The organism is Nostoc sp. UHCC 0302 (assembly GCF_038096175.1).
Classification (GTDB): Bacteria; Cyanobacteriota; Cyanobacteriia; order Cyanobacteriales; family Nostocaceae; genus UHCC-0302.
Genome location: NZ_CP151099.1, coordinates 938,012 through 957,390, shown reverse-complemented (window position 1 = coordinate 957,390; position 19,379 = coordinate 938,012). Strand labels below are relative to the sequence as shown.

General features: G+C 39.4%; 28 protein-coding genes and 1 pseudogene. 23 read left to right on the top strand and 6 right to left on the bottom strand.

The annotated features are described in order from the left end of the window. Positions 1 to 366: 366 nt before the first annotated feature. The 3 genes from WKK05_RS03895 to WKK05_RS03885 form a co-directional block, all read right to left on the bottom strand. Positions 367 to 1,029, bottom strand: a complete 663-nt coding sequence (locus WKK05_RS03895) for a hypothetical protein (protein WP_341528486.1) — start codon at positions 1,027 to 1,029, stop codon at positions 367 to 369. Positions 1,030 to 1,163: 134 nt separating this feature from the next. Further along, positions 1,164 to 2,093 carry a hypothetical protein gene (locus WKK05_RS03890; protein ID WP_341528485.1) on the bottom strand — a complete coding sequence of 310 codons (930 nt, stop codon included), beginning with the start codon at positions 2,091 to 2,093 and terminating at the stop codon, positions 1,164 to 1,166. 62 nt (positions 2,094 to 2,155) lie between these two features. Then, a complete protein-coding gene (locus WKK05_RS03885; protein WP_341528484.1) occupies positions 2,156 to 2,422 on the bottom strand; it encodes a helix-turn-helix transcriptional regulator in 267 nt (88 codons plus the stop codon). Between the two features lie 719 nt (positions 2,423 to 3,141). Between WKK05_RS03885 and WKK05_RS03880 the strand changes: the two genes are divergently transcribed. From WKK05_RS03880 to WKK05_RS03810, 15 genes and pseudogenes are all read left to right on the top strand, one after another. Continuing rightward, positions 3,142 to 3,468, top strand: a complete 327-nt coding sequence (locus WKK05_RS03880) for a helix-turn-helix transcriptional regulator (protein ID WP_341528483.1) — start codon at positions 3,142 to 3,144, stop codon at positions 3,466 to 3,468. 298 nt (positions 3,469 to 3,766) lie between these two features. After that, on the top strand, positions 3,767 to 4,504 hold the full coding sequence (locus tag WKK05_RS03875; RefSeq protein ID WP_341528482.1) for a hypothetical protein: 738 nt from the start codon (positions 3,767 to 3,769) through the stop codon (positions 4,502 to 4,504). A 573-nt stretch (positions 4,505 to 5,077) separates the two neighbouring features. Further along, positions 5,078 to 5,632 carry a hypothetical protein gene (locus WKK05_RS03870; RefSeq protein WP_341528481.1) on the top strand — a complete coding sequence of 185 codons (555 nt, stop codon included), beginning with the start codon at positions 5,078 to 5,080 and terminating at the stop codon, positions 5,630 to 5,632. Positions 5,633 to 5,850: 218 nt separating this feature from the next. Then, on the top strand, positions 5,851 to 6,123 hold the full coding sequence (locus WKK05_RS03865) for a hypothetical protein (RefSeq protein ID WP_341528480.1): 273 nt from the start codon (positions 5,851 to 5,853) through the stop codon (positions 6,121 to 6,123). A gap of 90 nt (positions 6,124 to 6,213) precedes the next feature. Continuing rightward, positions 6,214 to 6,438, top strand: coding sequence for a hypothetical protein (locus tag WKK05_RS03860; protein WP_341528479.1), 225 nt, complete (start codon positions 6,214 to 6,216; stop codon positions 6,436 to 6,438). Between the two features lie 29 nt (positions 6,439 to 6,467). Further along, on the top strand, positions 6,468 to 6,611 hold the full coding sequence (locus WKK05_RS03855; RefSeq protein ID WP_341528478.1) for a hypothetical protein: 144 nt from the start codon (positions 6,468 to 6,470) through the stop codon (positions 6,609 to 6,611). A gap of 113 nt (positions 6,612 to 6,724) precedes the next feature. Next, complete coding sequence (locus WKK05_RS03850; RefSeq protein ID WP_341528477.1) at positions 6,725 to 7,021, top strand: hypothetical protein; 297 nt, start codon at positions 6,725 to 6,727, stop codon at positions 7,019 to 7,021. 88 nt (positions 7,022 to 7,109) lie between these two features. Then, entirely contained in the window at positions 7,110 to 7,379 is a 270-nt protein-coding gene (locus WKK05_RS03845; RefSeq protein WP_341528476.1) for a hypothetical protein, read from the top strand. A gap of 3 nt (positions 7,380 to 7,382) precedes the next feature. Beyond that, the gene (locus tag WKK05_RS03840) at positions 7,383 to 7,571 is read left to right on the top strand and encodes a hypothetical protein (protein WP_341528475.1); all 189 of its coding nucleotides are present in this window, start codon (positions 7,383 to 7,385) and stop codon (positions 7,569 to 7,571) included. Positions 7,572 to 7,644: 73 nt separating this feature from the next. Further along, positions 7,645 to 8,718, top strand: a complete 1,074-nt coding sequence (locus WKK05_RS03835) for a hypothetical protein (protein WP_341528474.1) — start codon at positions 7,645 to 7,647, stop codon at positions 8,716 to 8,718. 140 nt (positions 8,719 to 8,858) lie between these two features. Next, positions 8,859 to 9,308 carry a DUF1257 domain-containing protein gene (locus WKK05_RS03830; protein WP_341528473.1) on the top strand — a complete coding sequence of 150 codons (450 nt, stop codon included), beginning with the start codon at positions 8,859 to 8,861 and terminating at the stop codon, positions 9,306 to 9,308. 3 nt (positions 9,309 to 9,311) lie between these two features. Further along, positions 9,312 to 9,518: a DUF2997 domain-containing protein gene (locus tag WKK05_RS03825; protein ID WP_341528472.1), complete on the top strand. Its 207-nt coding sequence runs from the start codon at positions 9,312 to 9,314 to the stop codon at positions 9,516 to 9,518. 42 nt (positions 9,519 to 9,560) lie between these two features. Then, positions 9,561 to 9,818 carry a hypothetical protein gene (locus tag WKK05_RS03820; protein ID WP_341528471.1) on the top strand — a complete coding sequence of 86 codons (258 nt, stop codon included), beginning with the start codon at positions 9,561 to 9,563 and terminating at the stop codon, positions 9,816 to 9,818. Then, positions 9,815 to 10,279, top strand: a pseudogene (locus WKK05_RS03815) (ATPase); the annotation flags it as partial. The gene WKK05_RS03820 and the pseudogene WKK05_RS03815, both read left to right, overlap by 4 nt. A gap of 82 nt (positions 10,280 to 10,361) precedes the next feature. Then, positions 10,362 to 10,580 (top strand): hypothetical protein, encoded by a 219-nt coding sequence (locus WKK05_RS03810; protein WP_341528470.1) that lies wholly within the window; start codon positions 10,362 to 10,364, stop codon positions 10,578 to 10,580. A 160-nt stretch (positions 10,581 to 10,740) separates the two neighbouring features. On the opposite strand, the gene WKK05_RS03805 is transcribed toward WKK05_RS03810, so the two are convergent. Next, positions 10,741 to 11,634 carry a transposase family protein gene (locus WKK05_RS03805; RefSeq protein ID WP_341525207.1) on the bottom strand — a complete coding sequence of 298 codons (894 nt, stop codon included), beginning with the start codon at positions 11,632 to 11,634 and terminating at the stop codon, positions 10,741 to 10,743. Positions 11,635 to 11,986: 352 nt separating this feature from the next. Here WKK05_RS03805 and WKK05_RS03800 point away from each other — a divergent pair, with 352 nt between their 5' ends. The 8 genes from WKK05_RS03800 (at position 11,987) to WKK05_RS03765 (ending at position 18,288) form a co-directional block, all read left to right on the top strand. After that, positions 11,987 to 12,262, top strand: a complete 276-nt coding sequence (locus WKK05_RS03800) for a peptidoglycan-binding domain-containing protein (RefSeq protein WP_341528469.1) — start codon at positions 11,987 to 11,989, stop codon at positions 12,260 to 12,262. A gap of 605 nt (positions 12,263 to 12,867) precedes the next feature. After that, a complete protein-coding gene (locus tag WKK05_RS03795; protein WP_341528468.1) occupies positions 12,868 to 13,365 on the top strand; it encodes a cupin domain-containing protein in 498 nt (165 codons plus the stop codon). 273 nt (positions 13,366 to 13,638) lie between these two features. Next, the gene (locus WKK05_RS03790; protein ID WP_341528467.1) at positions 13,639 to 14,187 is read left to right on the top strand and encodes an outer membrane beta-barrel protein; all 549 of its coding nucleotides are present in this window, start codon (positions 13,639 to 13,641) and stop codon (positions 14,185 to 14,187) included. A gap of 630 nt (positions 14,188 to 14,817) precedes the next feature. Next, the gene (locus WKK05_RS03785; protein ID WP_341528466.1) at positions 14,818 to 15,138 is read left to right on the top strand and encodes a Mo-dependent nitrogenase C-terminal domain-containing protein; all 321 of its coding nucleotides are present in this window, start codon (positions 14,818 to 14,820) and stop codon (positions 15,136 to 15,138) included. A gap of 199 nt (positions 15,139 to 15,337) precedes the next feature. Continuing rightward, the gene (locus tag WKK05_RS03780) at positions 15,338 to 16,078 is read left to right on the top strand and encodes a hypothetical protein (protein ID WP_341528465.1); all 741 of its coding nucleotides are present in this window, start codon (positions 15,338 to 15,340) and stop codon (positions 16,076 to 16,078) included. A gap of 73 nt (positions 16,079 to 16,151) precedes the next feature. After that, positions 16,152 to 16,898, top strand: a complete 747-nt coding sequence (locus WKK05_RS03775) for a Spy/CpxP family protein refolding chaperone (RefSeq protein ID WP_341528464.1) — start codon at positions 16,152 to 16,154, stop codon at positions 16,896 to 16,898. A 214-nt stretch (positions 16,899 to 17,112) separates the two neighbouring features. Beyond that, complete coding sequence (locus tag WKK05_RS03770; protein WP_341528463.1) at positions 17,113 to 17,355, top strand: peptidoglycan-binding domain-containing protein; 243 nt, start codon at positions 17,113 to 17,115, stop codon at positions 17,353 to 17,355. 39 nt (positions 17,356 to 17,394) lie between these two features. After that, positions 17,395 to 18,288 (top strand): transposase family protein, encoded by an 894-nt coding sequence (locus tag WKK05_RS03765; protein WP_341525207.1) that lies wholly within the window; start codon positions 17,395 to 17,397, stop codon positions 18,286 to 18,288. Positions 18,289 to 18,388: 100 nt separating this feature from the next. On the opposite strand, the gene WKK05_RS03760 is transcribed toward WKK05_RS03765, so the two are convergent. Next, entirely contained in the window at positions 18,389 to 19,030 is a 642-nt protein-coding gene (locus WKK05_RS03760; protein WP_341528462.1) for an IS630 family transposase, read from the bottom strand. Continuing rightward, positions 18,949 to 19,335 (bottom strand): IS630 transposase-related protein, encoded by a 387-nt coding sequence (locus WKK05_RS03755; protein ID WP_341528461.1) that lies wholly within the window; start codon positions 19,333 to 19,335, stop codon positions 18,949 to 18,951. Before WKK05_RS03755 ends, WKK05_RS03760 begins: the two co-directional genes overlap by 82 nt. Between the last annotated feature and the right edge of the window lie 44 nt (positions 19,336 to 19,379).

Below are 19,379 nucleotides of genomic sequence, written 5' to 3'. Positions count from 1 at the left end.
GAAGTGAAGGAGTGTCTAACGTGGCGATTGCTACTTATCTAATAGCGATCGCTTTTATTTTGAACGTCAAAAATATTGTTAACAAACGCTGTGTTGCTGGTTACTAGATTTTTATGCAAGTAATTTTTAGCACTTGCAGGTAAGCTTGAGAGTTTTAGGCTTTTTGGATTGAGATTCAGACGGCAAATCATAAATGATGACCCATACAATTATGAGAAAAGATATGAGGTTTATATGAGGTTAAATGCTTGATTAAATAGTTAAAAGTTGGTAGTTTAACCGTGAATACTTTCTAGGTTTAATTAAGTGATCGTACTTTTCACAGCGTCGAAGGCTTCGTACTGTGTTAAGGACGTTCACTCTCTCTTACCTCCACGGCGTAAAATTATTCCATTGAAACCAACTTGAGCCAGCTTCGGAATAGCTAGCGGTGCGATGGATTGCCAAAGGATTACCCCAGCAACAGCAGGCATTGATGGCAAAGGTGGGTTTGTCCTGCAATGTCCCATCTGGGAGAAGGATCTGGTAAACCTCATCCTCAGCCCATAGTTCCACCCATTCCCGCTGCAAATATTCCGTGTAAAACTGACTCCAGCGAGATTCTAGCCAACGCGATTCAACAGAGCGGTCGTAACGCCACAGCTTGAAAGAGATGTTCCAGTGTGCGAGAAACTCTAGCGCTACAGGCTTGGACTGCATCAATATTTCCTTATCTCCCGGAACAAGCGTCAATTCTTCACACAGCCGGGGAAGCTCTACAGCTATGCCGCCATACTCGACGGTGTACCACTCGATACCGCTGATATTTTGGTTTACCTGCTCTGTCCAAAGTGCTTGTCTTTTGTCAGCTGTGTCTTGCGCTCTTGTGAGAAACATATCGAAACGCAATACTGCTTCTACTGGGGACAAACCGCCTTTTGTTACATGGTTTTGTAGTGCTAAGTCACAAGCTCCTTCCCAACCGGTTGCATTGATTTGGTCTATCTGAGAAGCGATCGCTGCGGCTCTTGGGTCTTGAAATCGTGTCATTAATCTCTCCTTATCTGTTACTTACTCTTTGTTTCATCAACAAGGTTTAAAGTACTGAGATATGCTGCAATGTTTACCGCACGGGTATCGATTAGCTAGCTAGACTTGAGCAACCTTTATGCAAATGATGGCTATTAAACCGACACCCGTTCTTTCTTACTAGTGAAAGCCCCCGCCTGTCTAAGGGCAAAGCTGGGATGAGGATGGGCGAAGAATTCTTCAATCGCTTTTGTTAGACCTGCTGCAACTTCTGGATCATGGCAGGCGTAGACGTAGACATCTTGCTGAGTACCATTAACCAGTCGTGTTTCTTGGCGATCGCCTAAATGTGGGTAGAATGTTCTCACCCATGTGCCAAGATGTCCCCGGTAGTGAGCGCCGCTCAGGGGGACTTTTTTACCGAGTTCAATCTCAGCAAAATTCACAACGCCCATCCACTTTTCTTGTGTGCCGGTAAGGGACTGTCTATTGTAGTCAGCTATCAGATTGGCGGCGAAGTCTTTGCAATTCTGTTCGATGTAAGGGTTGAGCCTGCCACCTGTGAGTTCGGCTAAAGTCTTCATTGCTTGTACGAAAGTTTGCAAACGCTGTTCAACTGGGGGAAGCGCTGGTGTGGGAGAATGAGTTTCTGTGATGGAAGGTACAGCTGCAACTAAATCTAAAATGATGGTTCTTACTTGCGCTGCTACCTCAGACTGCTGTAACAACATTGCAATTCTCAACGTACCAAGAGCGGAAAAAACTCTAACCTGAGATGTCTTAGATGGTAGACAGAGCGTCTGTCGAGCATCGCGTAAGTCTTTCCCTGTAAGGGTTTTAGTTTCTTCAGTTCGGAATTCCGGGTGATTAACTCTGTAAAGTTCTTTGACTGCTGATTCCGTTACCTCAAAGTATTCTGCAATCTGTGCAGTAGTAGCCCAACCACTGCCACCCCAGACAGCAAAAATTATTGCCTTTGCCTTTGAAAGGATGGATAAAGCCTTATCGCTCTCAAAATTTGTTAAAGCTGAAGTCCTCAGTGTTCTCGACTCCAGCAATACAGATTGATTTAAAGGTAAACTCATATAGTTCCTGAGTAATTGGGACGGGCGATCGCTAACTTTGGACGGTGGGCGATCGCTTTTAGTTAAGAAGTTTCGCCAAATGCACTTTTAACCTCTTCAATCGCAAGTGATTCTATATTGGGCTGGCACTCAAGTCCAAGTATTTTTACTATTCGGCCGAGAGTCTCGACTTTAATAGATTTATTCTTGTTACTAGTTATTTGCCAGACAGCTGTACCTGTAACGCCAGCCGCCTCACCAAGTTTTTGAAAAGATAAACCTTTCTGCTTCATTGCCTCGGCTAAATCGTTCTCTAACCCTGGAACATCAATAGTAATGGTTACTTTCACTTCCAAATCCTAATTCACCTCCTTTAATTGAAGCATTAACTATAAGCTGTTGGTTGACAACTAACAGCTAATGGTTTATGGAAGGAAAGGGCTGAAGATGATGTCAAGGAAAGAACGGTAGTAGAACTCACCTCCTCTGATTGAGGTATAAACCATTAACTGCTTTCATAAAGCATAAGCTAATGGTTGTTAAAAATCAACTTATTCATAAACCATCAGCTAACGGTTGACAAACAACAGCTAATGGTTTAGATTAATAAACATAAGGGCAAGGAAAGTGAACCGCCTGCACCCGAACGCGAAGGGTTCGCAAGTCAACCATTACAAACCAAATCGAGTTAACGTTCCAAGTCGAAACATAGTCTAGAGACATGATCACCGGGGTATAGCACAAGCTCTACTGAGTGGGTAAAGAAGCCTGGAGAAGCAATCAAAGGACATCCTAAGTTTTTTATCAACGCAGACGCACTCACATAAAGGCATTGCCCCGCTCAGCAATCGTGTACAAGCGTATGCGATTGCTCTGGCATTGCTCAAGGAGCGCAAGCATTTGCTGTAAGTGATCCCTTCTAGTTGTATTCCTTCAATTGGCGCAAACAAAAATCATCGCATTGCACATGAGCAAGCGATCGCTTTTGCTTTTATCTGGTGTACTACTTAATGTAGACAAAAGATGCGCTTTTGTCAACACCATGTTGATAAAATAAAAAAGTAATTAAATGGCTAAAGAGGTAGTGTTAGTGGACATATCTTACATATCTCGCTTTGCGTGGAATGAACAAATGGCAAAGCGCCTAAGAGAGATGCGTGGGAAAATGAGCCGTGAAGCACTGGCAACAAAAACAGGGTTTAGCAGGTCTTTCATCCACAATCTTGAATGGGGAAATGCGGCGAACAGACCAGAGTCAATTGACAAAGAAGATGCAATCGCTATCTGTAAAGCACTAGAAATACCTATTTGGGAGTTGTATCCTGCACTTGCGTTAGATGTAGAGAATCTTCAGAAAATTTGCTCTAGCCTCTTGACTAATGTCAACACTATGTAGTAAATTATTAATTATAGAGGAACCAAGCACCAGCCTCCCAGTTAAATAAAGCGGCGCTCACTCCTGAACCTTGAAAAAAACTGGACAGAACAATACCCCCAGGTAACAGATGCAGTGGATAGTCAAAGCTGCTGAAGGTAGATAAGGGTTGCGGGAGTTCTTAATAAAATTACTGACAGAACTCAGCCTGACTTTTGAAACTGCTTGTTGCCTAACGCTGTGTCTTCTGTCTGTTAGCTACGGTCATCGGCTAAGAGCATTAAATATGAGGCTGCGCCAAATCTAGAATGAGAGCGTTGTGCAAGCACAACGTTGTTCATGTAAATCAAAAGGCGATCACTGTGTCCGGAAAACTCTGCGATCGCCTTTATCAACCAATGAAGGTTTTAAAATTATGCCACAAGTTGCAACAACTGTAACTCCTTGCGTCAAAGTTGAAGAATTGAGAGTAGTAGTAGTCTGCTTTGGCTACCACGAATATTATGCTGATGACAAACTGATAGCCAGCATCACATACGACGACGACCACTTAACACAACGCTGGGTAGTCATGGTCAATGAGAAAGAACTCCATCGTGCTGCTACCCCAATGCTTTGCCATCGCTACATCTGCTGGGAGTATAAAGCCGGCTCACTACCAGTACAAGAGCAAGAAGCTCCAGGCGCGACAACTGGGAATGAAATCATGGTTCAGATTGCTGACGAGTGTGAAAAGTACGGTTTTGAAATCCTGGACGATGGTATTTACTACCAAGACCAGAAGCTTGGTCAAGTAGGCTGTACTAACGGCAGATGGTGGGTCACAAGAGCTTCGTCAGAACATCAGCAAAAAGTCCCGTGTGACTCTGCTCTTGATGCGGTGTGGTCGTTGTCGATGGCTCAACTAACTTGTTGCGAAGACTTGTTAGATAGACCATTCGAGACACTAACGGTTGAAGAATGGCGAAGGCTAGTAGAATATCAGCCAGAAGTTAGTAGTGGTGTAATTGCTCATCAGCAGCCAAAAGCCCTCTGTCTTACTAAAGGGTTTGGTTAAAGTAGCTAGGAAGACTACGAAAACTGAAAAGCCAGTTGCCTATCTGGCTTTTTAGTGTGAACACGATTTGGTAATGCTTGAATAGTATCAGATAAATATCTTTACAAATACTGATACGCATCATATATGCAACGGCATTTCACGCATTCAATCTAGATACTAGTAAAAGCCTCATCTACAGGGCGAGATGGGGCTTGATTAGCTCGGTTGTACTGTTACTATAAAGCAATTATGCAGTTAACCAATATTCCGTTAGACAGAATAAACTGCAATGTAGCACTTTAAAGGTAATAAATGATACAACTGTTTCTAAGTCAAAGATAGTTCGTATTTAACGTTTGCGAGACAAAGCTTTTGAGAATTAAGTAGCAGCAAATGGCAGGCTCGCTGATTCCACCCCTAAATAGTGTTTATAAAGAAAGAGGTGGGTTTTTATACCCACCGACTGATGAACATCTTATAAGCAGCAATTATAAGGTCAAATAGAAAAATATAAGTAATCAATTTTACTGCTGCTATTCCTTAGAGATAAGGGCTTCGCCACGGTGAGAGTGAAAATGTTGGTATAAAGAAATGACCCCTGAACAAATATCAGAATTATTTGCCCTCTTGATGCGCCAAGAAGAATTACTCAAGCAGTTGGTCGCTTCAATCAATAAACCGAGATTGGGATTGCACTCTGATGCTGGGAGTTGCAAAGTCTATTGCAATCGCCATAATAAATCGTTGTGGTATACGTTATCGAATGATGAACCAGTTGCGATTACCCAAACTGCTCTGACTGGATATCTGCGAGAACTGAAATTTGAAAAGAGCGACAGGAATGGTGAAGAGAAATGTAAATTGTTGATTTCAATTCAAGCAGATAAACTTTACATTTTAGAAAGCGGTTACGATACGCACTTTTCAAAAAGCATATTAGCAGCCGTTGCCTTGTTGACTCCACAACAGCTTTATTCCCCAGTGACAATTCAACCGCAGGCAGGGGATAAGGGAACTGTGTTGTTCTGTCGTGTGTGGGCTGGGTCTGAGCTAATCATCGCTAATTATAATGAGCAAACGGACTTTAAAGTGATTGCGCGTCAAGCAATAGAAGTAGTCAAAGCTGCGAATGAAATCGTGTTTTAAGCAGATAATCTTGATAAAATAGGCGGAAAAATCCGCCTAATCGGCTAATTTGGTAATAATCCATTATTGCAGATGATATGGCAACCTATTTAAAGTGATGTCTTAAGTATGAATTCATCAGTGAGTTATAAACAGGGCTTGTAACAAATTTCACTATCAATTGCTCAAGCTTTATCTACAGCTTACTGTGCTGTAAATTCATTACCTAAAATAATCTGATGACAACAACAATCGTTCATCCAACTGTCGAAAACTTACAGCAGTTTTCTGACTCGTTCGACCTGTCTAAGCTGTTGAAATCTGAGGGAGTTCTGCCGTGGCTTTTGGCTAACGGTTGGGATTACGATGACAAGACGCGTTTAATTGCAGACATTGTTGACGAATCCACGAGTCTTAATGAAGTTTGGGATTCATCGGAGTTTGATTTTAACGCATTGCCTGATGAAGAAAAGGAAAAACTAAACCTAATCTTCGAGCATTTCTATCTGTAATGTTTCGGCTTCGCTCAGCATTACGTTGAGCGGAGTCGAGACGTAATCCTCTGTCACTTTCAACCATTAATTAATCAAAAGGTAACGAAAATGCAAGCGACAATAACTCTTCCACGCTCTTTATCCCAACCTCTTTTTACTATAGGTCAGCGTACCCAACAGGGAAAAATTATTGGTATCAATTACTCGGTTCAAAAGAATCGTGAAGGTTGGTACTATACAGTATTAATCAATGAAACTTCCAGTCAGGCACTAAGTTTACCAGAAACACAAATTCGTCTCCTAGAAGAACAAGAAAAGAAGCCCAAATCCTAGCTGAAATTGACTCACACTTGAAGCGGTTAATGGTTCTTCAAGAAGAGTTAAATACAGATTTGGAAATTCGTACTCCGTTTGGTACAATTCCTACACCTATTTCTCAAACGCCTCGCTCACCTAACGGTACATCCAGATTATCCCAGCCACGGAAGAAGAAACTTACTGCTTAAGAATAGTTGATCACATTTGCTAAAAAAGCGGGAACTAAAATCTCTATAAAGTTCCCACATAATTACCAAATGGTAGCAATAAACTATAACACACTCTACAACAATTGCCGCAGATGAGTAAAGCTCAACAACACGAATCAGCTTGGAATGCACTGATGGGGTTAGATAAGCGGCATTACATAACTACAGGATTTTATGCACTCGGCGATGCTTATTTAATCAGTAATAAAGACCCAAATTACAAAGGCAAGATTGTTCTTGTAGAACATCCCCAAAAAACGCAGATTAATCATTGGCAATACCAGTGCAAGAAATCCGAATGCCGTCAACAGCCAACAATCACAACTAACGGCGACGATGGTCAGGGGAATTTAAAGAGAAAAGCCCTATCGCTTAAAGTTTACAGCTAGACAAGAGAGCGCAATTTTTGAAAGCATTTCTAGGCAATCGCTACGCTGCTTAGAAATTGAAAGTATTTACTAAATCAGGAGAACGAAAATGGAACTTAATCCTGTTTACGATCCAAGGTTACTAAGTCCATCAAAAGTGTACCAAATTGATGGAGCGTTATATCAGTATTTGCGTCAATCAGGTACTAGTACTAATCCTCGATATGTCTTCGGTCATTTACCAACTCCAGGGCATAAGAAGAAATCAGACATAGTTTTAAACCGAACTAAATTAGCAATCCGTTGTCAAGAAGTAGTAGGAATGACCTCTTCGATATCTACAACTGAAGAAACCCCTGAACAACTTCAATTATTTTGAGTCATGTCAATCTATAAACCACCAGTTGTTAAACGACCCATCAAATTACAAAATAATGGGTCTACAAAGATAGTTTACCGAACTATCAAAAACATTCATCGACTAAAAGATAGCCACGAGTTAGGAACTGCAACTATTAATCGTACATCCTACATGGTTCGGAAGTCAGGGATTTATTGGGTTGTGGTCTAGTTTCCAGTATATGCCTTTGCAAGAGAGCTTCGCTACACAAGAGTGAAAAGTAATAATTGGGGAATTAACAAAAATGGTACAAGCAATTGATCACGCTGCTAGTGCAACTTTCTTAACTGATGCAGTAGTTGAACGTCATAATTTCTCACAGTTGAACAAAACTCGTATTCGATTTCGCATTCAGTTGAAGAAAAGTACAAAATCTGCTGCGCCTAAATGGGCAGATGTCTTAAAAGCTGAAGTCTCTGAAATCGAATCAGACCTTGTGAAAGTAACAAATTCCGAAGTTGGTTTACGGGGTATCAAGGTCTTTAAGAAGTTGGATGAAGCCGCCGCCCAACTCAGACAAGAGATTGCTTCAGTCCAGGAATGGATGAGTAGTGATACTGGTGATTGGGTTTGTCCGATTGATTTAGCTCCCCTGGTGTGGAGTCAACTTCTCAATATCAGAGATAATATCGCGCCTGGACTGCGTAATCAATTAAAAGTTGATTATGAAACAGGACTTCTTGATTATCAAGAGCGGATTGACCAGTTTCTCTCACTTAACACTTGGGAATTACCGCAGGACAAGCAAGAATCAGTAAAAGCCAACTTGCTTCGAGCTTTCCCTACTCTGACTGACCTTGAAGATTATCTCCAGGTAATCATAGGTCGTCCAGTGATTATCCCAGCACTGTCTGAGCAACTTAACCAGCAGCAAGCCGAATGTCTCGACCAGATTACCAAGTTCATCCAACAGTATGACAAAAATCTGGAGCAGCGGTTACGTGAGTCAGCACTCGCTGGTGGTGAACAACTCGCCGCGCAGTTGTTGGAGGAACTGGCTGATTGGGAGCCAGGAAGGAAACCAGTCTTGTTCAAGAAGAAAATGGACAAACACCTTCAAAAAGTTCGAGTGTTACTAGCTAATGCTAGTCCAGAAGCAGGCAGCAGTTTGGAGGCGATGATGGCGCACTTGGATTCAATTGTGAATGATCCGGCGATTGAGTCCAAGAATCTAGGCTCAGATACGCGCTCCCAGTTGCAGCAAAAGATAAATTCCATCCGCACCAAGTTGTTAGATGAACAACGCAATCTGCAATCAATTGCGACTGGCGATGTGGGCTTATCAAAAGCTACCGTCATGTCGTTCAAGTTTAGGTAAGAAATGGTCAAGAGCGAGCGTGCATTCGCTCTTGACTTTACCGATGTCTTAAAAGTGCGATGTCCACAATAGCTCACATATGGCATTGCACTTGTACGTTGATCACATTTCTTCAATTTAAATTCCACAGGAAATAAATTATGTCGCATTTCTCAACAGTAAAAACCAAGCTCACTAACCGTGAATGTCTGATACAAGCTTTACAGGATTTGAAACTGAATCCGCAAGTACATGAAATAGCACAACCACTGCGAGGTTATTACGGTAGCTCCCAGGGAAGGAGCGCACAAATTATCGTGTCTGGTCGAACGATTAAAGCCCGTGCAGACATCGGATTCAAGTGGAATCAAGATAGTGAGGTGTATGACGTGATACACGACTCCTACGAGACAGACCCGCGTTTAGGACAAGACTTCTTTAGTAACAAGTTAATGCTGGCTTATGGACAACGAATGGTTCGTGCCAAGGCTATCGAACTTCAAGAGCTATTTGGAGAGTGCGCGATCGCACAGGAAACGAATGGCACTCTGCAAACCCTACGCCTTACCTTCAGCGGACATCAGCAACAACAGCAATATACAAGGAGATAACGCATGGAACGTTCGATATTGATTCATTTTGACAATGCTACAGGTGAAGTTCGAGTAGAAGCGGAAGGATTTGAGGGGCTGAGTTGTTTATCAGCTACGCAACCGTTTGAAGAAGCACTTGGAGTTGTAGGCGAACGGGAGTTTAAGGACGAAGCCCAAACCCAACAACTTCGGACTACGAACAGTAGTCAAACACGCCTGCGTCAGTAATCAATATGGGGGAATCAACAAGTTTTCCCCTCAAAACCAATCATGAACGAATTAGCTAAAGAATACCCATTTGTTCACGTTTACACACAACAGAAAACACGCCAGCCCGTGATCATTAAAGCAAACACTGAGGGTTTGTGTGTGCTATTAAATGCCATTGTTTCAGCAATCGCTTACTCGCACAGCAATGGTATGGCTGAGGTTTTTGACGGCGATGCCGAAGTCTATGAGGTAATCGTCAAACTCGTAAATACTCATGACGAATTATCTCCAGTCCCTTACGAAATACCAAAACAATGAAACTCTCAAATTTACTCTCCACGCTTGATTCACAAATCCCCATTGCAGCGCTTGATGTGCTATCCCCCGACGAAGCAACGATTATTCAGTGGTTAACTACTGAAGCTAAAAATAAGTTAAAAAGTTCAGTGTTCTTCTGGAACCTCGGTGTTTCCAGTTTAGAACAATGTCTGATTGCACCTGATGGGGGCTTGATGTTTAAGCCAGTGGCGGAGTATAAGAAACCACCACACGCTGACCCACTATTATATGTGTTTGATTACATTGCAAATTTTAGTGGTGATGGAGTCTTCATTCTCGGAGATATTCACTCTTTTATTGGTAAGAATTCGCCTTCATTATCTTGGGAGATTGTCAGCAAAGTAAAAAATCTCTACCATCGCCTCAAGCCAACTGGGAAACGCATTGTGCTGCTGGGGCAAAACATACAGTTGCACGAGTCACTTATACGCTTAATTCCTTAGACTTGTCCGGAATATTAACTTAGGAAAAGAAAAATGGTAAAACGTTTAAGTGAGTATCTACCATTTGTCTGTATTAATTATGGTTTTTGATTACATCCAGAAATATCCGCACCGAACAAAACAAATTTTAGGGATTAGTTATGAGCAGTTCCAATCACTGTTAAATTGTGCCATAAATCGTTATAAGGAAATTAAAACTAAACAAGAAAGACAGAAAATTAGAATCAATGCGTCTGGTGGGGGTCGTCCAGCAAAATTATTAATCCAAGAGCAGGTATGTTTATGCTTGTTTTATTAGACTTGTCCGAAAATTCCAAAGCCAGACTGTTCAAAGCTTTGGGGCAAAACTTTGATATCTTCGTAAATACGTAGTTATAAGGCTTTGAGATAGTTAGTGATAATTTAGAGGCATAAAAATTAACTCCTAATTTCTAAAAATTTATGATTTTTGCTACTAGCTAAGTTGGCAGAACTAAGCTACCAATTCTTAACCTAACTAATCCGCAAACTGTTAAAATAATCTGCTCATACGTCTCAAGCTTTAAGCGAAATCTTTGTGAGGCTATGCGGAATATTTTAAGTAATCGAATCAAATGTTCAATGAATATCCGATTACTAGATAAAGCCTTATTTTCATCTTTTTGCTGTTGAGTTAATTCTCGTTTTGGTTTCTTTTTATGAGGAGTAGTGATATTCTCACCTCCTTGAAAGCCTTTATCACCTGAAAAGGGTTGAGATTTATCAAATTTATTTTGAGATTGACGAAACAATTTTATATCTGCTGTTGGCCCAGGAACACCTACTTCTACCTCTACAATATCTTTGCCTTCTGGTATGCCAATTATCAGACTTTTTAATGTATGTTGTCTCTTCTTTCCAGAAAAATATTTCTGTTGCTCTTTTTGGTCAGAATCCCTATATATTGGCTGTTCTAAGCTATCGACTAATAGCCTAAAATTTGTTAATACTTCTTGAACAAATAGTAAATCACTTTCATTATTTGATACTTGTTCTAATAAACTAGCAGGTAATATATCACGAAGAATTGGTATCCAGTCGTGAAATGTATCATTAGCTTCGGTTTTGGAAACACCAAATAGCATTCCTAATACTTGGAATGTTGGCATCTGTCTTAGATAAAATAGACATAAACATACTTGTTCTTCGGTTGATAACTTTTCGGGACGACCACCACCAGCCGCATTAATTCTAATTTTATGACTCTCTTGTTTAGCTTTGATGTATCGATTTCGTTTTAAGGCGCAATTTAGCAGTGATTGCAATTGTTCGTAACTAATCCCTAAAATCTGTTTTGTTCGTAGTGGATACTTTTGTATATAATCTAAAATCATAACTAATTGTGGAAAATGGTAGACGCCCAATCTAACGTTTTACCATTTTTCTTTTCCTAAGTTAATATTTCGGACAAGTTTATTGCACCTTAAATAAGTTGCAAGCAATCCGTGATTTAATCACTGCTGGAACGTAAATTCGTCAAAATTTGTAGTATTAGATCAGGAATTATCTTTTTATTTAAATAGTACAAATGCACTAAATTTGACTTAAGCATTATTTTCCTTATCTTATCAGCTAACTTATCTTTCTTAACCCTCAAAAATGTTGGCAAAGAGGAAACTCAATATTAGTGGTGCTGAGTTACTCAGTCACCCATAATTAACACTCATTAAAAAGAGGAAAACGCTCATGGCTACTGTTACTAAAACTGCGATCACCAATCTTAATGATGATCTGCAACAAGTTCAGCAACCTACTTACTCCAGTTTGACAGTTGCCGTTTTACAGCAGCTTTTAATTTTAGAAGGTTATGGTACTTTGCCAGATGGGACAGCCTTACCTGTAACTGGTAATTTTTTGGATGAAACAACTACTGCTGTTAAGAACTTCCAACAAGCAATAGGGCTTTCACCAGATGGCGTTGTCGGCGCAAATACCTGGGCTGCGTTAGTCCCGAATTATTAACTAATTCTTAATTAGTGTTAAATTTTTGGGGAGCATTTTTATGCTCCTCAACCATCAATTAGCAAGTACTAAATTTAATTTATAGTTGAGAATTGTCTAAATTACTGTACAAATTCTCGGCATTACCCTTGAGTTTAGTTCTCAAAGAATAAAAAAGGCAAAAAACATGAAAAGCATTCTGAAGAATGTATTACTAACAGGTATATTGGCTACAGGGACGATAGGAACAACCTTGCTTAGTTTACCAACAAAACCTGCTGCTGCTATTGTGCTTCCAGCGTAACGTATTCATTTTGTTCCAGGGAGTGATACAGAGTCTTTAAGAGGTTATCTGCTTCCGAAAATTACTTTATTAAAGTAATGAATGACACAGGAGTTCCAACTCCTTACACCTTGAATTTGACAATCTTCCCATTGCATAAAACTCACGCACCTTTTATCAATTTTTGAAATCTGGCAGATTTAATAGACACATGAGCCATTACTCAGATTTTTACTTGGGTGTAGAAATTTGTGTAGACAGGGCTGATTGTGCTTACATGAATAGGCTAAAGCATTTGCGATATTTAATGCACCCATAACAGTAATTGCTCAGGAGAATTAGAATGACTATTCAACAAAAAGGTTTACTACAACCACCCGGTGGTGGGACTTCTTACTGGTTTGCTCAGGATCTGTATACCTTCAAAGCAGTGGGTGAAGAGACGGGAGAAGCTTATGCCCTCTGCCAAGTAGTAATTGCACCGCAAGGAGGCGGTACGCCTCCTCATCGACATTTGCAAGAAAATGAATCGTTTTATATCCAAGAGGGGGAATTAGAATTTCATCTAGATGGGCAAATTGTAATTGCAACGCCTGGTACATTTCTGCACTCTCCTAAAGGACAATTACATCAATTTACTAACACAAGCTCTTTACCTGCAAAGATGTTAGTTTGGGTGACACCAGCTGGATTTGAAAAGTTTATTGCAGAAGTTGGAAGACCAGCGAATCAAGTTATTTCTGTACCACCTCTAAGTCCGGCAGACTTGGAAAAGATCCTCACGACAGCTCCTAAGTATGGTATTGAGATTCTTCCTCCACCTGTTGAACCTGTTTCGTAGGAAGTTCATCTAGATATGAAAAGGGAAATTCTACCCGTTTGCTGATTTTAAAAAGAGTAATTGTAATAAATTTGCTTTAGGGGTGTACTGCTTGCTGTATGCCCCTATTTATTAATGTTCAGATATTAACTTCTCTTTAACTTAATTGCTAACTTATCTTTCTTCACCCACATAACTCTAGCCAAACTAGAAACTGTAGTTATACAAAGTTAAGCGTTTCGGTTTTACAGACCAAAAAGTTATATCACTTCTAAAGAATGAGGAGAAAAGAAGATGAAAAGTTTAATCAAAAATCCCAAAATAGCTTTACTAACTGGTATGCTTTCACTTGGTATTACTGGCACAATGACGTTCTCATTTGTAAAATCTGCGGTTGCGGCTCCAGTTTCACAAGGTATGACAGGAAACTACATTGGTGTTGGTATTGCCCCAGGTGTTACCAGTGGTGGACACCATGAGGAAGCTGCTCAATTGGGTGGTGATATCCAAGGGCGTGTTACTATTCCTAATACACCTGTTTCAGTTCGCGGTTCATTTCTCTTTGACGATAAAACAACCGCAACGATACCAACCATTACTTACGATATACCAGTTGCCAAAAATACGAATCTCTATGCAGGTGCTGGCTACTCTTTCATTGGCACAAAAGGAGATGATACTCCTATAGGTAATCGTAATTCAGTAGTACTAGACAGTGGTGTAGAAACTGCACTGAATAAAAATGTGATTGCCTTCGGTGATGCCAAGTATGGTTTAAATGCTTATGAAAATAGTGACGCTGACGCTGTTAGCTTCCAATTTGGTGTTGGCTATCGATTTTAACAATCCTTGGTCTTGTAATCAGCTGATGAATGGATGGCCATATACAGCAACTTGCAAGTGAATGAGGTATGTATATATTTCGAATCAAGAATTATATAGTGAGCAATTTTTGCTTCTGACAGACGCGATTCATCGCGTCCCTACTTTTGAATACACTGTCCATACTAGCTAAAAATATTTGATTAACTACTGGCATTCTTGGAGGAAAATCATGAATCTTCTAACTTCTCATAATTCTCAAATAACTACGTCTCAAAATATTGCTATCTCATCCCTAAAAAAGGGTAAATTAATTGCTCTCTGGATTGTTAAAGATAATAAATTGGTGTGCCAATGGATTATTACACAATACTAAAGTACAATTTAGTATTGTGAGAAATTAAAGCTTACCAAAATTCTTTTTTAGACAATTTTATTTACGTCTGAAAATTATCTTCGGTTAACAGAGGAGCAAGTTAAATGCGATTACTTGCTGAGGAAATTAGTAATATCTACAACTGTAATAGCTTACTCGCAATAGCTTTTTCTTATTTATCCATCTTCAGCCACTCAGACTATACACCAAGAGAAGATTGAATAAACCAAGAAGCCACATTCCTGACTATTTAGATTGATTCAAGGAAACTCACTATGAAGCTACATAAATTAAATTTGCTATATCCGATACGACAAACACTGAATACCATCAAAATCTCAAATCATAAACAAGCCGAATTATTATGTCAACTAATTCCAGGCACTTGTCCATTTGCAAGGAATATCAAATTTTTCAATCACGTGATCGCTCATATTCCACCTTTATGTAAGCTTAATCCTTTGTACGAGGAATTAATGGGTTTGCGATTTCGCGCTCTGTGTTATCTTGCCGCCTATAAACATCAAAGACTTGATGCATTGGCAAAAAATACGCTTGCTTTAGTCTTGATCAAGCAACATATTAATCATTCTTGAAGGGGCAAATAGTCGTACCCATGCCCAATTTATTTAAGTAAGTCGTTATACCAATTCTTAAAAATAAGGCTACAAATGGAAGCCTGAAAACCTAAATGTAGCCTGACCTTCTTAATTAGGAATTACAGCTTGGTATTAGATCCCTATTCCTCACACACATTCTATTAACTTCAAAACTTTTACAACCAAGGTGAATATCATGAAAAGTACACTTAACAGCCTAATTTGCTTCAGCATTATTGGTTTAGGGATTGCAGGCGCAGTATTACCGAACCGACCTGCTGCTGCTCGCACAGTGCCTTGGGGATATCAAACACAACGTATTGAATTTCCAGCAGGTGCGACTTCAACAGTGGTATATCACAACAAAAACTATTACCCAGTTCGCTATGTAATCAGAGCCAATGCTAACCAATTGATGACTATCAAAGCAGATTCATCGCAATCTCCTATCTTTCTCACAATGTCTGGTGCTGATGGTACACGGTTAATTCTCGCACCTCAAAACCTCACTCATTGGCGTGGCCGCTTGCCGAAAACTCAAGATTATTATATCGAGGCACTGAAACCAGCTGGAGTTGACTACAACTTGAGAATAGCGATCGTTCCCAATACTCCACAACCTAGTACACAACGTATTGAATTTACCCCAGGAGCTACTTCTGAAGTCATTAGTGGTAGCCTTGCTCCTCACACTTCCCGCTCCTATTTTGCAGCAGCCAAGGCTGGACAGTTGATGTCGGTGAATGTTAATTCACCTGGAAGCAATCCTTCTTGGTTAACCCTTTTTGGGGTGGATGGTACTGTACTTGAGAACGGTAATATGTCTGGCGCTCAAGCTTGGCATGGACGCTTACCAATAACTGAGGATTATCACATTCAAGTGACTAACCCAGCATCTTATCCAATCAACTACACAATGACGGTAGCAATTCAGTAGATAAAAGTAGGGGCGTAAATCTGCGTCCTTATCCAAGCTTCAATCACCAACAATATTTTTGAAGGAGATATTTATGCGATTCAAATTCATTGCTCTCTTGCTAGGAACTATTACTGCTGTCAGCCTTGCTGCACCTATGCAAGTTCGCGCTGCTGGATTCAACCTCTTAGAAGGAGTGAATCTAACTCCCCAACAGAAAGCTGAAATCGCTCGGATTACGCAACAATCTGAAGCTGAACTTGAGAATATGTTGACACCTAAACAACAAAGCCTTTACCAAGCGTACAAACAAAATCCCACCAACAAAAGCGATCGTACAGCTTTCTGGGCGAGTTTTACACCTGAACAGAAAGCTACACTCCGAGCCGATGCTCAGGCAATGCGATCAACAATGAATACGTTTTATACCCCAGAGCAACAAAAACAAATAAACCATAACTTGCAAGTTATGGTCAGTGAACTTAAAGCTGAAAACAAACTACCTAAAACATTTTATCTTGGCTTTTGGCAACCCACAGCACGAATCAATCCTCATCAACCATTAGAAGTAAAGATTTTTAACCAAACTAATATTCCTTTGCAATATGGTTTGACAACTGACTCAGCAAAAACAATACTTCCTGGAACTATTGCTGACATAAATTATGTTTCTCTTCCTGCCGATGTCTTGATTTATCCTTATTTGCAAGATACTTCTCTGAAATATGAGGTGAATACAGTTGGAAATACAGCTTTTGTAACAGTCTTGCGAATTACTAGTGGTACACCTGAAGATGGTTCACTTGCTATTAATCGCACTGGAGCAATTTACGTTTACTAAAAGTTTTATTTCTCAACACAATGCTCATTAAAATATTCGTTATGGGTAAAACACTTCTATATTAGTGTTTTACCCTTTTTCAGTGATTTAAGGTACTAAATTCTTCTTCAATTGTTATCTTTGCACCTAAGTTATCTATCTTCACCTACAAATATCTGATTAACAGGGAAACTTAAATTATCAACTTCATTCATGATTTTGAGGTTTTCCAACCATGATTAACTATACAAATTCTGAGATTCGCAGTATTTTGAACGGCTTAGGTTACAAAAGCCGTATTAACAGTAATGACCCTAACTTCCCTCTCTCTCAAGATGAGTCTGACTTAACTGATCAGGCAACGCAAAAAGCTATTAAGAAATTTCAAGTGGATTACGACCTTACCGTAGATGGCATTGTTGGTTCAGAAACAAGTAAACTTGTCCGAAATATTAACTTAGGAAAAGAAAAATGGTAAAACGTTAGATTGGGCGTCTACCATTTTCCACAATTAGTTATGATTTTAGATTATATACAAAAGTATCCACTACGAACAAAACAGATTTTAGGGATTAGTTACGAACAATTGCAATCACTGCTAAATTGCGCCTTAAAACGAAATCGATACATCAAAGCTAAACAAGAGAGTCATAAAATTAGAATTAATGCGGCTGGTGGTGGTCGTCCCGAAAAGTTATCAACCGAAGAACAAGTATGTTTATGTCTATTTTATCTAAGACAGATGCCAACATTCCAAGTATTAGGAATGCTATTTGGTGTTTCCAAAACCGAAGCTAATGATACATTTCACGACTGGATACCAATTCTTCGTGATATATTACCTGCTAGTTTATTAGAACAAGTATCAAATAATGAAAGTGATTTACTATTTGTTCAAGAAGTATTAACAAATTTTAGGCTATTAGTCGATAGCTTAGAACAGCCAATATATAGGGATTCTGACCAAAAAGAGCAACAGAAATATTTTTCTGGAAAGAAGAGACAACATACATTAAAAAGTCTGATAATTGGCATACCAGAAGGCAAAGATATTGTAGAGGTAGAAGTAGGTGTTCCTGGGCCAACAGCAGATATAAAATTGTTTCGTCAATCTCAAAATAAATTTGATAAATCTCAACCCTTTTCAGGTGATAAAGGCTTTCAAGGAGGTGAGAATATCACTACTCCTCATAAAAAGAAACCAAAACGAGAATTAACTCAACAGCAAAAAGATGAAAATAAGGCTTTATCTAGTAATCGGATATTCATTGAACATTTGATTCGATTACTTAAAATATTCCGCATAGCCTCACAAAGATTTCGCTTAAAGCTTGAGACGTATGAGCAGATTATTTTAACAGTTTGCGGATTAGTTAGGTTAAGAATTGGTAGCTTAGTTCTGCCAACTTAGCTAGTAGCAAAAATCATAAATTTTTAGAAATTAGGAGTTAATTTTTATGCCTCTAAATTATCACTAACTATCTCAAAGCCTTATACAGCATTTACGGCTGTTATGAGGTACAGTAGCAGCAACTAGCAAACCAGTTTCTTAAATGTTGAGGATTTATTAAATCGAGTGCAACTGAGATTAGTTGATCAACCATTTCTGTTGTAGTTGGAGCAAAAGTACGTAAAAAAGATTTAAGTTGTGACCACCATAATTCAATTGGATTAAAATCGGGGGAGTATGGTGATAAACATATAACTTTTGCACCGACAGCTTCAATCATTGGCACAATTGAATCTAGTTTATGCGCGGATAAATTATCCATTACTACCACTGCTCCTGACCATAAATTTGGCACTAAAAACTTTTCAATAAATAATTCAAATGCAATGCCATCCATTGAACCATTTATTGTCATCAATGCAACTACTTCTTTAATACTAATTGCTCCAATTATCGTAACTTTTGAGCCTCTGTAGAAGGGGTTAGTAGAGTAAGCTCTTGTTCCCCTTTGTGAACGCGCATGAGTCCTAGTTAACCCAAGTAGAGCACCAGTTTCATCCAAAAATACTAAGTTTTCTGGCTCTATATGTTTGACCTTATCCCAAAAATTTAGTCTTAAATTTAGGACTCTCTCCGTCCCTGCTTGGGTACTCCGCTTTGTTTTTTTTTCCGATTTAATCCTAATTTCTGTAACGCACGACACATTGCACTTTGACCTACCCAATTACCAGTCTTGTCTGCAAATAATTCACACAACTCTATCAATGTTGCATCTGGATATGATTCAACTAATTCTCTCAACTCTGTGTCAGCATTTGTTAAATGACTAAATTGTGGCTTTCCTCGCGCCTTGGATTGCAAATTTCCTTCAAGTTTTTGTTGTTTTACAAGCTTTTGTACTAAACTCTTTGAGACTGAAAAAATGTCAGCCACTTTCCTGATTGAAATGTTTTTCTCAAGATGTGCTGCAACTATTTTTTCTCGAAGATCGACAGAGTAGGACTTCATTTAAAAGTATTTATATTTTTATTTAGTGTACCTTATAATAGACG

Bases quoted from the DNA above. Each gene is read 5' to 3' on its own strand.
- WKK05_RS03895 (WP_341528486.1), bottom strand. From the start codon at position 1,029: ATGACACGATTTCAAGACCCAAGAGCCGCAGCGATCGCTTCTCAGATA.
- WKK05_RS03890 (WP_341528485.1), bottom strand. From the start codon at position 2,093: ATGAGTTTACCTTTAAATCAATCTGTATTGCTGGAGTCGAGAACACTG.
- WKK05_RS03880 (WP_341528483.1), top strand. From the start codon at position 3,142: ATGGCTAAAGAGGTAGTGTTAGTGGACATATCTTACATATCTCGCTTT.
- WKK05_RS03870 (WP_341528481.1), top strand. From the start codon at position 5,078: ATGACCCCTGAACAAATATCAGAATTATTTGCCCTCTTGATGCGCCAA.
- WKK05_RS03865 (WP_341528480.1), top strand. From the start codon at position 5,851: ATGACAACAACAATCGTTCATCCAACTGTCGAAAACTTACAGCAGTTT.
- WKK05_RS03860 (WP_341528479.1), top strand. From the start codon at position 6,214: ATGCAAGCGACAATAACTCTTCCACGCTCTTTATCCCAACCTCTTTTT.
- WKK05_RS03855 (WP_341528478.1), top strand. From the start codon at position 6,468: ATGGTTCTTCAAGAAGAGTTAAATACAGATTTGGAAATTCGTACTCCG.
- WKK05_RS03850 (WP_341528477.1), top strand. From the start codon at position 6,725: ATGAGTAAAGCTCAACAACACGAATCAGCTTGGAATGCACTGATGGGG.
- WKK05_RS03845 (WP_341528476.1), top strand. From the start codon at position 7,110: ATGGAACTTAATCCTGTTTACGATCCAAGGTTACTAAGTCCATCAAAA.
- WKK05_RS03840 (WP_341528475.1), top strand. From the start codon at position 7,383: ATGTCAATCTATAAACCACCAGTTGTTAAACGACCCATCAAATTACAA.
- WKK05_RS03835 (WP_341528474.1), top strand. From the start codon at position 7,645: ATGGTACAAGCAATTGATCACGCTGCTAGTGCAACTTTCTTAACTGAT.
- WKK05_RS03830 (WP_341528473.1), top strand. From the start codon at position 8,859: ATGTCGCATTTCTCAACAGTAAAAACCAAGCTCACTAACCGTGAATGT.
- WKK05_RS03825 (WP_341528472.1), top strand. From the start codon at position 9,312: ATGGAACGTTCGATATTGATTCATTTTGACAATGCTACAGGTGAAGTT.
- WKK05_RS03820 (WP_341528471.1), top strand. From the start codon at position 9,561: ATGAACGAATTAGCTAAAGAATACCCATTTGTTCACGTTTACACACAA.
- WKK05_RS03810 (WP_341528470.1), top strand. From the start codon at position 10,362: ATGGTTTTTGATTACATCCAGAAATATCCGCACCGAACAAAACAAATT.
- WKK05_RS03805 (WP_341525207.1), bottom strand. From the start codon at position 11,634: ATGATTTTAGATTATATACAAAAGTATCCACTACGAACAAAACAGATT.
- WKK05_RS03800 (WP_341528469.1), top strand. From the start codon at position 11,987: ATGGCTACTGTTACTAAAACTGCGATCACCAATCTTAATGATGATCTG.
- WKK05_RS03795 (WP_341528468.1), top strand. From the start codon at position 12,868: ATGACTATTCAACAAAAAGGTTTACTACAACCACCCGGTGGTGGGACT.
- WKK05_RS03790 (WP_341528467.1), top strand. From the start codon at position 13,639: ATGAAAAGTTTAATCAAAAATCCCAAAATAGCTTTACTAACTGGTATG.
- WKK05_RS03785 (WP_341528466.1), top strand. From the start codon at position 14,818: ATGAAGCTACATAAATTAAATTTGCTATATCCGATACGACAAACACTG.
- WKK05_RS03780 (WP_341528465.1), top strand. From the start codon at position 15,338: ATGAAAAGTACACTTAACAGCCTAATTTGCTTCAGCATTATTGGTTTA.
- WKK05_RS03775 (WP_341528464.1), top strand. From the start codon at position 16,152: ATGCGATTCAAATTCATTGCTCTCTTGCTAGGAACTATTACTGCTGTC.
- WKK05_RS03770 (WP_341528463.1), top strand. From the start codon at position 17,113: ATGATTAACTATACAAATTCTGAGATTCGCAGTATTTTGAACGGCTTA.
- WKK05_RS03765 (WP_341525207.1), top strand. From the start codon at position 17,395: ATGATTTTAGATTATATACAAAAGTATCCACTACGAACAAAACAGATT.
- WKK05_RS03755 (WP_341528461.1), bottom strand. From the start codon at position 19,335: ATGAAGTCCTACTCTGTCGATCTTCGAGAAAAAATAGTTGCAGCACAT.